Here is a 14,173-nt window from a genome sequence, read left to right as displayed (position 1 = left end):
TGGTGTACGTGATAGAAGTACAGCATATTGATCATTCATTTAAAATCGGCAGGAAAGGCAGAGAGAGTGAGGTTCCGGTATTGAAGGATGTCTCTTTGACCGTTGAAAAAGGGGAAATTGCCTGTATCGTCGGTCGGAGCGGTTCAGGAAAATCAACGCTTCTGAATTTAATATCCGGATACATAGCGCCGACGAAGGGCCGTATCGTCATTAACGGCACTGATGTGACGGGCTTCAGTGAAAAAGAGTGGGCGCAGTTCCGCCTTGGGCATTTCGGCTTTATTTTTCAAAGTTTTCAGCTCATTCCGAGTCTGACAACCTATGAAAATGTTGAAATGCCGCTTGCCTTAAAAGGCGTCAAACCGTCTGAACGCAAGCAGAAAGTCGCGGACATGCTGAAACGGGTCGGACTTGAGAATCATGCGAATCATTATCCGAATGAGCTGTCAGGCGGCCAGCAGCAGCGTGTCAGTATCGCAAGAGCCCTGATTTTAAATCCGTCAATTATTTTAGCTGATGAGCCGACGGGAAGCCTTGATTCAGAAACGGAACTTGAGGTGCTTGCATTAATTCAGCAGCTGAACCGGGAGCGCGGGATTACATTTGTCATCATTACGCATGACGATGAAGTCGCTTCGATCGCGCATTCAAAATTCCAGCTGCATGACGGTGTATTAAAAGGGGGCGTTACTGTTGAGATTTAAGGATCAGATTCACTTTATCAGAAGAAATATGAAGAAAAACCGGCTGCGTGTTTTCATGACGGTGCTGGCGACGACAATGGCGTGCGCGTTTTTAGTGGTGCTGGCTTCCGTCGGATTCGGCATCCAAAAAACGATTACAGACATTACGATGAGCCAGCAGATTGTTACGGAAATCAATGTGCTCGGCCAAGAGAACGGAAAAGCCGTGAAGAAATCAGACTTGGAAAAGTATAAAAATGTCAAGTCTGTCGTTGAAAGAACACAAGTGTATGAACCGAACAAAGCGTCATTGGGAAACCGAACAAATGAAGATTCAGCCATTGTGCTGACAAACATGAACGATGAAGTCAAAGCCAATATGGAGCTTGATCAGGGAAGAGTCGCCCGTACAGAGAATGAAATCGTGGTCGGCTATGATTTTGCGAAGAACCTATTGACGAAAAAAGAGGCTGACGCTTACGACAAAGAGTTAAATGATCACCAAGGCGACATGTCGGAGGTGAAAAAACCAAAAGGCTATACGAAAGACCTGCTTAATAAAACGATACAGCTGAGCATCTCCAAAACAAACAAAGACGGAGACGTTGAGAAAACGAAAACATACGACTTCAAAGTAGTCGGAATTACAAAAAAACCGTCCCAAGATTGGATGGAGGATACAAATATTTTTGTGAGTGATCAATTCAAGAAAGACTTCTCAACATTCTTGGATCTGAAGAATGGAAATGCGGAAAAAAGCATCAATGTGTATGCGGACAAATTCGATCATGTCGATCAGCTTACCCATGACCTCACGGATGACGGCTTTTATGTCAGATCTGTCACTACCGAGCTGAAGGGCGTCAACACCTTTTTCCTTGTCTTTAAAATCGGCCTGATCTTTGTCGGCTTTATCGCCGTCGTGATTTCTGCCATCGGTATTTTCAATACGATGACGATGGCGGTGACGGAACGAACGCAGGAAATCGGGATTATGAAAGCAATTGGCGCAAGCCCGTCCATCATCCGCAGAATGTTCCTGATGGAAAGCGCCTATATCGGGATATTAGGTTCTGTCATCGGGATTATCATTTCTTACGGAGTGAGTTTTGCCGTCAATCTGGCTGTGCCGGTTATTTTGAAAGCGGTAGGGGGAAACACCGGAGCCGAAGATCTTCATTATACCTTCTCCTATATCCCGCTCAGCCTCGTTGTGATCGCAGTTGTCATTTGTGCGGGGGTCGCGGTGATTTCCGGTATGAATCCGGCCCGCAAAGCGACAAAAACCAACGTTCTGACTGCATTAAGAAGAGAACTGTAAAGGAAAAAAGCCGGCTGGACATCAGCCGGTTTTTCCTCTATCTATCAGAAAAGGGCGGATACCATGTTTCACATTTTGTTAATAGAAGATGATAACACTTTGTTTCATGAGATGAAAGAGAGATTAACGGGCTGGTCATTTGCGGTGCACGGAATAAAAGATTTCAGCCGGGTCATCCGGGAGTTTTCCGAAATTAAGCCTGATTTGGTGATCATTGATGTACAGCTGCCGAAATTTGACGGCTTTCATTGGTGCAGAATGATACGCTCCCTATCAAACGTGCCGATTCTCTTTTTGTCCTCGCGCGATCATCCCGCGGATATGGTCATGTCGATGCAGCTCGGGGCAGATGATTTTATTCAGAAGCCTTTTCACTTTGATGTGTTAATCGCGAAAATACAGGCGGTGTTCCGCCGTGTGCATCAATACGGTACAGAACCTGCGCTGATGAAAAGATGGTGCGGGGCGGTCATTGACACAGAAACCAACACGGTAAGCCGTAAAAACGGTTCGGTCGAGCTGACCAAAAACGAAATGCTGATCTTAAAACTGCTGGCTGAGCAGAAAAATAAAATCGTCAGCCGGGAAGAACTCATCAGAAGCCTATGGAATGATGAGCGTTTCGTCAGTGATAATACGCTGACGGTGAATGTCAACCGGCTGCGGAAAAAACTCGATCAATTAGGCATCGGGAAAATGATTGAAACCAAGGTGGGGCAGGGATACATCGCAAAGGAAGAAGACGGTCTTTATGATTAAATCATTTCTGCTCGAAAGAAAGAGCTGGATCGCGATGTTTCTTTTGCAGCAGGCTGTGCTTCTTTTTGCGGCATATATTGATCCGTCTATTCCGTTTTTTTCGGTGCTGTATTTCGTTTACCTGTCTCTTCTTGTGTTTCTTGTATTTCTCTTGTTCCGCTATCGTAAAGAGACCGCCTATTATAAAAGCTTAAGAGAGTGGGACGCCAATTTAGACATGTCTTACCTTAAAGCGCCTGACAGTCCGTTTGAGTCTATCGTTGAAGAAAGCATTGAAGGGCAGACAGAGCAGTTAAGAAAAAGCTCACTTCACCTTCAGGCGGCGTCAGAGCATGAAAAGGACGATCTGATGTCATGGATTCACGAGGTCAAAACACCGCTGACAGCGATGCATCTCATGATCGAGCGCCTTGATGAACAGCCGCTGAAAGCCCCTTTGCTGTATGAATGGCTGCGGATTCACCATCTCCTGGACCAGCAGCTTCATCAGAAACGATTGTCCTTTATTGAAAATGATTTATCATTCCAGCGAATTCAGCTTAGACCGCTCGTTTTCAAAGAAATTAAAAATCTGCAATCATGGTGTATACAAAAAGGGATCGGGTTTGACATTCAGCTTGATTCACCAGACGTTCACAGTGACGGAAAATGGCTTTCCTTCATCATCAGGCAGCTGTTAAGCAATGCCGTCAAATACAGTGAGGCGGATGACATTACCGTAAAAAGCTATGAACAAAACGGCCGGGTGCATGTGGATATCGAAGACCGCGGCATCGGCATCGAGCCCAAAGATCTTCCGCGCATTTTTGAAAAGGGATTTACCTCGACGCGAATGAGGCGTGATCACGCGTCAACGGGGATGGGCCTGTATTTGGCTCAAAAAGCCGCGGCTCCGCTTCTTATCCAGATCAGCGTGCGCTCTGAGCCGGAAAGCGGCACGGTTTTTACCTTGGTGTTTCCGAAACAGAACGATGCCGTCAGCATGTTCAGCGTGTGACAAAAGTGTCACATGCTTTTCTCTTTTGTTCGCTTAATCAAACGAAAAAAACGGCTTCTGTTTTTAAAATAAAGATAACCAATGTAAAAGGAGAATCAGAACGTGATGATTTTAGAAGCAGGCAATATCCAAAAAAGCTACGGAAACAAGCTGAATAAACAAGAGGTGCTGAAAGGAATTGATCTTCAGATTCACAAAGGGGAATTCGTCAGCATTATGGGCCCGTCGGGATCAGGGAAAACGACCCTTTTGAATGTGCTTTCCTCCATTGATAAAGTGAGCGCGGGCACCATTAAACTGAATGAGACGGAGATTACATCCATGAAAGAAAAGCAGCTTGCCGAATTCAGAAAACGGCATCTCGGCTTTATTTTTCAGGATTATAATTTATTGGACACCCTGACCGTGAAAGAAAACATACTCCTGCCGTTATCCATTACGAAAATGTCTAAGAAAGAGGCGGACCTGCGATTTGCCGAGACGGCAGAGGAGCTTGGGATCTATGATTTGCGACATAAGTATCCGAGTGAAATTTCCGGCGGGCAAAAACAGCGGACGTCTGCCGCAAGAGCTGTTATTCACGAGCCGGGCATTATTTTTGCTGATGAGCCGACCGGAGCGCTCGATTCAAAGGCTGCCATGGATTTACTGAATAAACTCAGCCGTCTGAATCAAAAACGCCGCGCCACCATTGTGATGGTGACGCATGATCCGGTTGCCGCCAGCTATTCCGGACGTGTGGTTTTCATTAAAGACGGCCGTGTGTATACACAGCTGAATAAAGGCGGCCAGGACAGACCGGACTTTTTTCAGGATATTATGAAAACGCAAAGTGTATTGGGCGGGATTCAGGCATGAGTATTCATCATTTGATCTTCCAGAACCTGAAAAAGAATATGAAAAACTATTACCTTTACGTTTTTGCGCTGGTGTTCAGCGCCGCCCTTTATTTCGCGTTTGTCACGATGCAATACGATCCGGCGCTTGATGAAATGAAAAGCTCCATAAAAGGAGCGGCGGCAATCCGGGCCGCCTCTGTACTGCTTGTGGCGATCGTGTCGGTATTTCTTTTATACGCCAACACCATTTTTATTAAACGGCGCGGCCGGGAAATCGGCTTATTCCGATTAATCGGCATGACGAAAATGCACATTTTCCGCATACTCAGCACAGAAAATTTCATTTTGTATTTCGGATCGATTTGGATCGGTATTTTTGCCGGCTTTTCTCTCTCGAAATTATGTATGATGATGCTGTTTCATACAGTCGGTGTGAAAGCCTCTGTCTCACTGTTTTTTTCAAGCAAGGCGCTCGTTCAGACGTTAATTGTGTTCGGGGCGATTTACGTGCTGATTATGATGATGAATTACTTATTTATTAAACGGCAAAGCATTTTGTCTTTATTTAAAACCGCGTCATCGTCAGAAAGCGGCATAAGACGGCTTTCTTGGGTGCAGATGTCGATCGGTGTTGTCGGTATTGCGGCCATTATCGCCGGCTATGCCGTGTCCGCGGATTTATTCGGAGGCAGTTTTACGAGCATGAATGAACTGTTTTCGGCCATGGTGTTTATTCTCGGCTCGGTCATTATCGGAACCTATCTGTTTTATAAAGGTTCGGTCAGCTTTCTGGCAAATCTCATCCGGAAATCAAAAGGCGGGTATCTGAATGTCAGTGAAGTGCTCTCTTTGTCATCCATCATGTTCCGGATGAAGTCAAACGCCGTCCTGCTGACGATTATTACGACTCTTTCGGCGCTGGCAATCGGTTTGCTGTCTTTAAGCTATATCTCGTACTATTCCGCGGAAAAATCGGCTGAGCAAAATACAGCCGCGGACTTTGCGTTTGATAACCAAAAGGAGACTGACTCATTTACCGCTTTATTGAAGAAAAACGGAATTGAACACAAAGTGAAAACAATCAAGACCATTCAAGCCGGTGTCAATATGAAGAACATCATAAACGGAGACATGAAAAGCTTTCAACAAGACCCGTCCAGCTTGGCGCTGCCGATTATAAGCGAGAAAGACGCGGAAGGGACGGAGCTTTCTGACGGAGAAGCCGTGTTTACCGGATATAATGATATGATGAAAAAATTTCTCGACCTGAAAACGTCGGGTTCCATTGATATAAACGGCAAAACGGATAAAATACCGCTGGCGTATAAGGGCTTGAAGAACGACTTCCTTCTGTCATATACATTTACAAGCGGAGGGCTGCCGACCGTTATCGTCACGCAGCAGGTATTCGACCGGATCGAGAAAGATATCGACCCGTCCATTCAGGGAAAATCAAATCGGTTTTTCGGCATTACACTCAAACGTGAAGAGGACATCCAAAAAGCTGATGGTCTGTTTCAGGCGCAGCACTATTCAGACGGTGCGCTTTCACAATTTGAAACGGCTGACACCCAAAAGAAAAACATGGGGCTGATCATGTTTATTGTCGGCTTTTTGGGGTTAACCTTTCTGATCACCTCAGGCTGTATCCTTTATTTTAAACAAATGGGCGAGTGTGAGGATGAGAAGGCTGATTACACGATATTGCGGAAGCTCGGCTTCACAACGGGAGATCTGCTGAAAGGCATCCGCCGGAAGCAGGCGTATCATTTCGGCATCCCGCTCGTTCTCGGGCTGTTCCACAGCTATTTTGCTGTTCAGTCAGGATGGTTTTTATTCGGAACGGAAGTGTGGACGCCGATGATCATCGTCATGGCGCTGTATACGCTGCTGTACTCCATCTTCGGCATGCTGTCGGTGCTATACTATAAAAAGGTCATTCAATCCGCATTGTAAAACAAGTTGAGGAGCCTCCGCATAAGCGGAGGCTTTTTTTGTATGAATAGAAGAAAGCGATTTTTAAAAGAATAGACATACGTCATTTTCTCGCGCGGGGGAGCCTTATGCAGAAGTATTTTCAATTGAAATCTGAAACAGGAGCCTTTCATCTTTTTTCCAAGGAACACATTTTCACGCTGTTGATCATCGGATTGCTGGGGGCGGGCGTGATCGTATTCCGGAAAAAGCTCAACTACGGCCGGTCGAATCGCGTTTTCCGCTATGTACTGTTCATTCTCCTTGCCGTGTCGCAGATCAGCTATCATATATGGCTGCTTTGTCATCATGCCTGGTCGCTGAAAACAGCTCTGCCGCTGCAGCTGAGCGACCTTTCCGTCTATTTGGCAATGCTGATGGTCATGACAAAAAGCAAAAAACTGTTCGCCTTCCTCTATTTTGCCGGTTTGGGCAGCGCCGTACAGGCGATGGCAACACCTGATTTAGGGGCGTATTCTTTCCCTCATTTTCGGTACATCGTGTTTTTCATCTCCCACGGCTGTGTTTTTCTTACCTGTCTATTCATGGCCGCTGCAGAAAAGTACAGACCGTCGGCGCGCGGACTGTGGGTATCGGTGCTGATCGTAAATCTGTACGGGGCGTGTGTCTTTTTTATTGATCGTGTGCTGAATGCAAATTACTTATATTTAATGAAAAAACCGAAGACCGCTTCGCTTCTGAACGTTTTCGGACCTTGGCCGTGGTATCTTCTATCAATGGAAGCGGCGGTGATATTGAGCTTTTTCATTCTGTATATTCTGTTTTGGCTGCTGAGGAAAAGAGCATGAGGCCGGCCTGTTTTTGTGAATCCAATCATTTGTAATTTTTTCAACATTCCGGCATTATTTTTTTCAGATTCTGATGTTGAAAAAAGACGTCCGCGGCGATAGAATGAATGTGCTATGATAACGTGTTCGATACGGAGCCGCGGCTTGCGGTTTCCGTTTTTTCATGGGGTTTTTTATAGAGAGAGGGGGATCGGTATGCCGCGCGCTTTGAAGATATTAATCATCGGAATGTTTATCAATGTGACGGGCGCATCTTTTTTGTGGCCGCTGAATACGATCTATATTCATAATCATTTAGGGAAATCGCTGACTGTTGCGGGGGTTGTTCTGATGCTGAATTCCGGGGCCAGTGTGGCGGGGAATTTATGCGGCGGATTTTTGTTTGATAAAATCGGCGGATTCAAATCCATTATGCTGGGCATTATGATCACATTGGCAAGTCTTCTCGGACTCGTTCTGTTTCATCAATGGCCCGTTTATATTTGGCTGCTCATCATTGTCGGCTTCGGTTCCGGTATCGTGTTTCCGGCCAGTTACGCCATGGCGGGAGCGGTATGGAAAGAAGGCGGGCGGAGAGCTTTTAATGCGATTTATGTAGCTCAGAACGCAGGTGTCGCCGTGGGCTCGGCACTCGGCGGGATGGTTGCGGCGTACTCGTTTACGTACGTGTTTTTAGCCAATGCTATGCTGTATGTGCTGTTTTTCCTTATCGTATTTTTCGGGTTTCGAAATATCAAAACCCAAAATGCGAGCCAGGTTTCTGTTCTGGACTACGAGCCTGTCAGCAGCAGAACGAAATTTACGGCGCTTCTCATATTGAGCGGCGGGTATGTTCTCGGGTGGATCGCCTATTCGCAGTGGTCCACAACCGTTGCGTCACATACTCAAAGCATCGGTATGCCGCTTTCATTATACAGTGTGCTCTGGACCGTAAACGGAATATTAATTGTCGCCGGACAGCCTCTCATGGGAGCTGTTCTGAAAAAATGGTCCGGTGCGTTAAAAACGCAGATGGTCATCGGCTTTTGTATTTTTATCGTCTCGTTCGGCGTGCTTCTCAGCGCCAAGCAATTTCCGATGTACCTCACCGCAATGGTGATTTTAACCGTCGGAGAAATGCTTGTCTGGCCTGCCGTGCCTACCATTGCCAATCAGCTTGCGCCTAAGGGGAAAGAAGGATTTTACCAAGGATTCGTCAACAGTGCGGCGACGGGCGGCAGAATGATCGGGCCGCTCCTTGGCGGCGTGCTGGTTGATCAGTACGGAATGAGCGTGCTGCTGTTGATCCTGATGGTGCTTCTTGTTGTCAGCATCGCAGCGACGGTGCTGTACGACAAACGCCTGAAAACCGTTAATAAACAAAACGTCCAAGTGCGATGACGACATAAAAAAATCCCGCTGTTTCGGCGGGATTTTTTTGTTTATACGACCGGAAGCACGTTGACCGCGTCCTTAACGTTTAAATACGTCTTTAATGAAGAAAAGCTGGCATCAAGCTGATTCATTCTCATGGCGAGGGTAGGCTTGATCCCGGTGATAATCAATTCCGTGCCGATTAATTTAAGCAGGTGGTGCAATTTGAAAATCCGGTCTGCGGTCTGTTCGTTTACCTCGGCCAGACCTGATAAGTCTATAATTAAGTAATCATCTTTAGATGCGGTTAATATGTCCGTCAAAGTTGTCACAATTGAATCAAATCGTTCTTCCGTTAAGTTTCCCACTAACGGCAAGGCGGAGATGCCGTTTCGGATCGGAACAATCGGTGTAGACAGCGTCGTGATTTCTGTGAGGGAATCCTCAAGGAGCTTTTCGTATTCTTTCTGCTCTGTAATGTCTTTTTGAAAACCGACAAAATAGAGCTTGTCTTCAACATAAAGAGGATCAATGTTGAGTTCATTCCAAAACGGGGTGCCGTCTTTTTTGACATTTTTCAGCCGCACCGTGATCTTTTCTTTCTGGGTTAAGCTCTTTCTGATTTTCGCGACTTGTTGACGGTCGGTTTCTTTGCTTTGCAGAAATCTGCAGTTCTTACCTAATATCTCTTCGGAAGAGTAGCCTGTCATATCCATAAATCCCTGATTTGTATATATGATGGGATTGTCCTCAAGAGAGGGGTCTGTAATCACCACGCCGATGCGTGCGTGATCAAGCGCCTTTTTGATAAGCTCCAGCTGCTCCAGTTTTCCGAATACATTTGAGTCAGCCATGTAAAACCCCCTTTTGGCCGTAAAGCTGCGCGCTTTTTCAGCCATTGTTTCTCCCCTTTTTAAATGAATCTACAGTAACCGTAGCATAACATATGTTCTGATTCAAGCAGCCGAAGTTTGCAATTTGTCATTCGGGCTTGTCCTCATATACACTGAATATATAAGGGGAAGGCACATCATCGCTAAGTAAGTGACTAGGTCATTGTCACTGGGTGAAAAATGAATCTAATGCATCAAGCTTACCGATCATGTGTTCACATATAATGGAAGAAACAAGCTTTTTACTTTCCTGCTCAATCGCCGGTATGTAGATATCGAAAATCATCGTATTCGTAAGGGGGCTGGATGGCCTGAAGTCGCTTTACTAAATAAGGGCTTTAGGAAGGTGATGAAGATGCTGCATCAGGTAATAATTGCTTGTGTAATTGGAGGAATCATGGGGGTTCTCGGTCATGTGAAAAAGAGAGGCAGGCTGGAGAAACCCAGAATGACAAAGCGGTTTATCTATCTCGGTTTTTTGGAAGATGGTTTTATCGGAATGGCTGCTTCCATCTTACTTGTCTTATCCGCTGACCCCGATTCAGGAATTCAACTCGTCATCTTATCCATAATCGCAGGCTACGGCGGAGAAGCTGTTCTCAGGAGCTTTGATTTTGTCAGAGAACAAAACAGTGATTCGGCCGAAGCAAAACCACACCAGCAAAAAAATCCTCCATCAAAATAATATCCCCGCTCATGACCCGTTCCGGGTACATTCCCATTGTATACAAACCTGCTTGCACTTATGAACAGAATTCTATAAAATACAGGTAAGATTACGGTAGCGATAAGAACAGTGAAGAGGAGCAGTAAGAAGCAGATTTTGCAATCAGAGAGTTGACGGCCGGTGCAAGTCAATCAAGTCTGTTTCCGAACTCGCCTCAGAGTTGCAGCGGCAAAACCGCTGACGCATAACTGCGTTAAAAGTATCAAGTGAGTGCGGCTTAAAACCGCGCTAACGAGGGTGGTACCGCGGGAAATAAAAATCTCTCGTCCCTTTTTGGGATGAGGGAGTTTTTTTAGTTTTAGAATAATCTGAATATAATCTTTCTCATCCCGTCAATACTTGGACTACATACGCCGTATTCAATCAGAAGGAGGTTTTTACGTTGAGTTTTCAGCATGAAAAAATAGAAAAGAAATGGCAGAATTACTGGTTGGATCATAAAACGTTCGCCGTCAGTGAAGAGAATGACAAGCCGAAGTTTTACGCGCTTGACATGTTCCCGTATCCTTCAGGAGCCGGCCTTCATGTCGGACATCCGGAAGGCTATACGGCAACCGATATCCTTTCGCGCATGAGACGCATGCAAGGATACAATGTGCTTCATCCGATGGGATGGGACGCGTTCGGGCTTCCTGCCGAGCAATACGCGCTTGACACGGGGAATGATCCGGCCGAGTTCACAAAACAAAATATAGATAATTTCCGCCGCCAGATTCAATCGCTCGGATTTTCATATGATTGGGATCGTGAAATCAATACGACTGATCCGGACTATTACAAGTGGACGCAGTGGATCTTCACCAAGCTGTACGAAAAAGGGCTCGCTTACGTAGACGAAGTGCCGGTCAACTGGTGCCCGGCGCTCGGAACGGTGCTTGCGAACGAAGAAGTCATTGACGGCAAAAGCGAGCGGGGCGGCCATCCGGTTGAACGCCGCCCGATGAGACAATGGATGCTGAAAATCACCGCTTATGCGGACAGGCTTCTTGAAGATTTAGAAGACCTTGACTGGCCGGAAAGCATTAAAGACATGCAGCGCAACTGGATCGGACGCTCAGAAGGCGCAAACGTGCATTTCGCGATCGACGGCACTGATGACACGTTTACCGTGTTTACGACAAGACCGGACACGCTGTTCGGCGCGGCTTATGCCGTACTGGCTCCTGAGCATGAGCTTGTGGAGGCCATCACGACGCCTGAACAAAAAGAAGCGGTAGACGCTTATGTTAAAGAAGTTCAGGCGAAAAGTGACCTGGAACGGACGGATCTTGCGAAAACAAAAACGGGCGTCTTCACGGGCGCATATGCCGTAAACCCTGCAAACGGGGAAAAGCTGCCGATCTGGATAGCGGATTATGTCCTCGCCTCTTACGGAACAGGCGCTGTAATGGCCGTGCCGGCGCATGATGAACGTGATTTTGAATTCGCAAAAGTGTTCAGCCTGCCTGTCAAAGAAGTCGTAAAAGGCGGAAACACGGAAGAAGAAGCGTACACGGGGGACGGAGAGCATGTCAATTCCGGCTTTCTGAACGGACTGAATAAAGCGGAAGCGATTGAAAAAATGATCGCCTGGCTTGAAGAAACGAAAAACGGTGAGAAAAAAGTGACATACCGTCTGCGTGATTGGCTGTTCAGCCGCCAGCGCTATTGGGGCGAGCCGATTCCGGTTATTCATTGGGAAGACGGCACGTCAACAGCCGTTCCGGCGGAAGAGCTGCCGCTGATTCTGCCGAAAACCGATGAAATCAAACCGAGCGGAACAGGTGAATCACCGCTTGCCAACATTAAAGAGTGGGTGGAAGTCACTGATCCTGAAACGGGCAAAAAAGGCAGAAGAGAAACGAACACGATGCCGCAATGGGCGGGAAGCTGCTGGTATTTCCTCCGCTTTATCGACCCGAAAAATCCGGATCAGCTCGCTTCACCTGAGAAACTGGATAAATGGCTGCCCGTTGATATTTACATTGGAGGAGCGGAGCATGCCGTGCTTCACCTTCTGTACGCGCGTTTCTGGCATAAATTCCTCTACGATATCGGTGTCGTGCCGACGAAAGAACCGTTCCAAAAGCTGTATAACCAAGGAATGATTCTCGGGGAAAATAATGAAAAAATGAGTAAATCCCGCGGAAACGTCGTCAATCCGGATGAAATTGTGGCGTCTCACGGAGCAGATACGCTCCGCCTGTACGAAATGTTTATGGGGCCGCTTGATGCATCTATCGCCTGGTCTGAATCAGGTCTTGACGGAGCGCGCCGCTTCCTTGACCGCGTATGGCGTTTGTTTATCGAGGAAAACGGCGAGCTGACGGGCAAAGTGACAGAAGGCGCAGGCGAAACTCTTGAGCGCGTCTATCATGAAACGGTCATGAAAGTGACAGAAAACTTCGAAGCCCTTCGTTTTAACACGGGCATTTCTCAGCTGATGGTCTTCATTAATGAAGCTTACAAAGCGAATGAACTGCCGAAAGAATATATTGAAGGTTTTGTGAAGCTGCTTTCTCCTATTGCGCCGCATTTGGCTGAAGAACTGTGGGAAAAACTTGGCCACGAAGGTTCGATTGCATACGAGGCTTGGCCTGCATATGACGAATCAAAACTGGTGGATGATGAAGTTGAAATCGTCGTCCAGCTGAACGGAAAAGTAAAAGCGAAATTAATGGTTCCGGCTGATGCTGATAAAGCAGCGTTAGAACAGCTCGCACAAGCTGACGAAAAAGTAAAAGAGCAGCTTGAAGGAAAAACGATCCGAAAAATCATTGCCGTACCGGGCAAGCTTGTCAATATCGTGGCAAACTGACCGGACGAAGCCCCTCTCCTACAGAGAGGGGCTTTTTTATCAGGCCTCTATCATAGAAATTGCACCGCGGGCTTTGGTATACTTAACACCATAAAGATGAATGGGAGTGTCACACATTGAAAATAAATGAAATCAGCACAGCCGTACTGGAAGAAAAATTAAAAGCGGGAGAAGAGCTGTATCTGATTGATGTCAGAGAAGACGAAGAAGTTGCCGAAGGAATGATTCCGGAGGCCGTTCACATCCGCATGGGGGACATCCCTGAGAAGATGGATGCGTTAGACAAGGACAAGGAATATGTATTTATCTGCCGTTCCGGAAAAAGAAGCATGAACGTTTGTATGTATTTACATGAGCAGGGCTTCCGTACGGTTAATGTTGAAGGCGGCATGCTGGAGTGGGAAGGCGAAACAAAGCCGAAGAAATAACGCTTTGAAGTGAAAGAAGAAAAGGGACGTGCGTCTTTTTCTTCTTTTTTTATAAAAAAACGGGAGGCGAATCAGGTGAAACCGATGATCCGCGCGATGAAAACAAACGATATCAAACAGGTCCGGCAAGTCGCAGAACGAAGCTGGCATCATACGTATGAAGGGATTATTCCCAGACACATTCAGGATCAGTTTCTCGAATCCGCCTATCAGGATGAGATGATGGAACGCCGGCTCTTGCATTCTCTGTTCTTTGTGGCAGAAGAAGAGGGGCGAGTGCTCGGTTTTGCAAATGCCACCCCGGTTCAAAAAGACGGAAATGCGGAGCTGACCGCCATCTATATTGACCCGGATTGCCAGGGAAGCGGGATAGGCACGGCACTCCTTAAAGAAGCATCAGGCAGTCCGGCGGGGTAAAAAAGCTTTATGTCCATGCAGAAAAAGAGAACCGCATTGCCTTATCCTTTTATCAAGCGAAAGGGTTTCAATGGGTATGTGAATTTGAAGAAGATTTTAAAGGACACACTTTACAGACGGTCAAACTGGTACTGAACATATAAAAGCGTCCGGCCCGCCCAGGACCGGAACGCGAA

At 46.6% G+C, this 14,173-nt stretch carries 12 protein-coding genes, 1 pseudogene and 1 other annotated feature; of the genes and pseudogenes, 12 read left to right on the top strand and 1 reads right to left on the bottom strand.

All coding sequences use genetic code 11. The annotated features are described in order from the left end of the window. Positions 1-8 precede the first annotated feature (8 nt). From AC1RRX_RS09425 to AC1RRX_RS09390, 8 genes are all read left to right on the top strand, one after another. Positions 9-704, top strand: a complete 696-nt coding sequence (locus AC1RRX_RS09425; protein WP_007408816.1) for an ABC transporter ATP-binding protein — start codon at positions 9-11, stop codon at positions 702-704. Then, complete coding sequence (locus tag AC1RRX_RS09420; RefSeq protein WP_015240422.1) at positions 694-2,004, top strand: ABC transporter permease; 1,311 nt, start codon at positions 694-696, stop codon at positions 2,002-2,004. Before AC1RRX_RS09425 ends, AC1RRX_RS09420 begins: the two co-directional genes overlap by 11 nt. Positions 2,005-2,067: 63 nt before the next feature. Then, the gene (locus AC1RRX_RS09415; protein ID WP_007408814.1) at positions 2,068-2,763 is read left to right on the top strand and encodes a response regulator transcription factor; all 696 of its coding nucleotides are present in this window, start codon (positions 2,068-2,070) and stop codon (positions 2,761-2,763) included. Next, the gene (locus tag AC1RRX_RS09410) at positions 2,756-3,760 is read left to right on the top strand and encodes a sensor histidine kinase (protein ID WP_032871661.1); all 1,005 of its coding nucleotides are present in this window, start codon (positions 2,756-2,758) and stop codon (positions 3,758-3,760) included. The genes AC1RRX_RS09415 and AC1RRX_RS09410 overlap by 8 nt, the downstream gene beginning before the upstream one ends. Positions 3,761-3,862: 102 nt before the next feature. After that, a complete protein-coding gene (locus AC1RRX_RS09405) occupies positions 3,863-4,618 on the top strand; it encodes an ABC transporter ATP-binding protein (protein ID WP_015240420.1) in 756 nt (251 codons plus the stop codon). Then, positions 4,615-6,555 carry an FtsX-like permease family protein gene (locus AC1RRX_RS09400; protein WP_136803459.1) on the top strand — a complete coding sequence of 647 codons (1,941 nt, stop codon included), beginning with the start codon at positions 4,615-4,617 and terminating at the stop codon, positions 6,553-6,555. The genes AC1RRX_RS09405 and AC1RRX_RS09400 overlap by 4 nt, the downstream gene beginning before the upstream one ends. A gap of 107 nt (positions 6,556-6,662) precedes the next feature. Then, a complete protein-coding gene (locus tag AC1RRX_RS09395; protein ID WP_032871662.1) occupies positions 6,663-7,382 on the top strand; it encodes a YwaF family protein in 720 nt (239 codons plus the stop codon). Positions 7,383-7,577: 195 nt separating this feature from the next. Then, positions 7,578-8,762 (top strand): MDR family MFS transporter, encoded by a 1,185-nt coding sequence (locus AC1RRX_RS09390; RefSeq protein ID WP_015240418.1) that lies wholly within the window; start codon positions 7,578-7,580, stop codon positions 8,760-8,762. A 41-nt stretch (positions 8,763-8,803) separates the two neighbouring features. Here AC1RRX_RS09390 and ytvA read toward each other — a convergent pair whose 3' ends face one another. Then, the gene (gene ytvA / locus AC1RRX_RS09385; protein ID WP_007408808.1) at positions 8,804-9,589 is read right to left on the bottom strand and encodes a YtvA family blue-light photoreceptor; all 786 of its coding nucleotides are present in this window, start codon (positions 9,587-9,589) and stop codon (positions 8,804-8,806) included. Positions 9,590-9,977: 388 nt separating this feature from the next. Between ytvA and AC1RRX_RS09380 the strand changes: the two genes are divergently transcribed. The 4 genes and pseudogenes from AC1RRX_RS09380 (at position 9,978) to AC1RRX_RS09365 (ending at position 14,140) form a co-directional block, all read left to right on the top strand. After that, positions 9,978-10,313, top strand: coding sequence for a DUF4257 domain-containing protein (locus tag AC1RRX_RS09380; protein WP_015418038.1), 336 nt, complete (start codon positions 9,978-9,980; stop codon positions 10,311-10,313). Between the two features lie 102 nt (positions 10,314-10,415). Further along, positions 10,416-10,629: a binding site (T-box leader), on the top strand. A gap of 108 nt (positions 10,630-10,737) precedes the next feature. Then, positions 10,738-13,152: a leucine--tRNA ligase gene (gene leuS, locus AC1RRX_RS09375; protein ID WP_038459560.1), complete on the top strand. Its 2,415-nt coding sequence runs from the start codon at positions 10,738-10,740 to the stop codon at positions 13,150-13,152. Between the two features lie 116 nt (positions 13,153-13,268). Further along, positions 13,269-13,580, top strand: coding sequence for a rhodanese-like domain-containing protein (locus AC1RRX_RS09370; protein ID WP_038464197.1), 312 nt, complete (start codon positions 13,269-13,271; stop codon positions 13,578-13,580). A 9-nt stretch (positions 13,581-13,589) separates the two neighbouring features. Next, positions 13,590-14,140: pseudogene (locus AC1RRX_RS09365) on the top strand (GNAT family N-acetyltransferase). The last annotated feature ends 33 nt before the right edge of the window (positions 14,141-14,173 follow it).

The sequence above is a fragment of the Bacillus sp. GW821-FHT11D08 genome, from assembly GCF_058808515.1.
The sequence above is the reverse complement of the archived record's forward strand: the minus strand, read 5'-3'. Positions and strand labels throughout refer to the sequence as shown.

Coding starts and splice junctions, on each gene's coding strand:
- AC1RRX_RS09415 (WP_007408814.1), top strand. CDS start 2,068: ATGTTTCACATTTTGTTAATAGAAGATGATAACACTTTGTTTCATGAG.
- ytvA (WP_007408808.1), bottom strand. CDS start 9,589: ATGGCTGACTCAAATGTATTCGGAAAACTGGAGCAGCTGGAGCTTATC.
- AC1RRX_RS09395 (WP_032871662.1), top strand. CDS start 6,663: ATGCAGAAGTATTTTCAATTGAAATCTGAAACAGGAGCCTTTCATCTT.
- AC1RRX_RS09390 (WP_015240418.1), top strand. CDS start 7,578: ATGCCGCGCGCTTTGAAGATATTAATCATCGGAATGTTTATCAATGTG.
- AC1RRX_RS09400 (WP_136803459.1), top strand. CDS start 4,615: ATGAGTATTCATCATTTGATCTTCCAGAACCTGAAAAAGAATATGAAA.
- AC1RRX_RS09380 (WP_015418038.1), top strand. CDS start 9,978: ATGAAGATGCTGCATCAGGTAATAATTGCTTGTGTAATTGGAGGAATC.
- AC1RRX_RS09410 (WP_032871661.1), top strand. CDS start 2,756: ATGATTAAATCATTTCTGCTCGAAAGAAAGAGCTGGATCGCGATGTTT.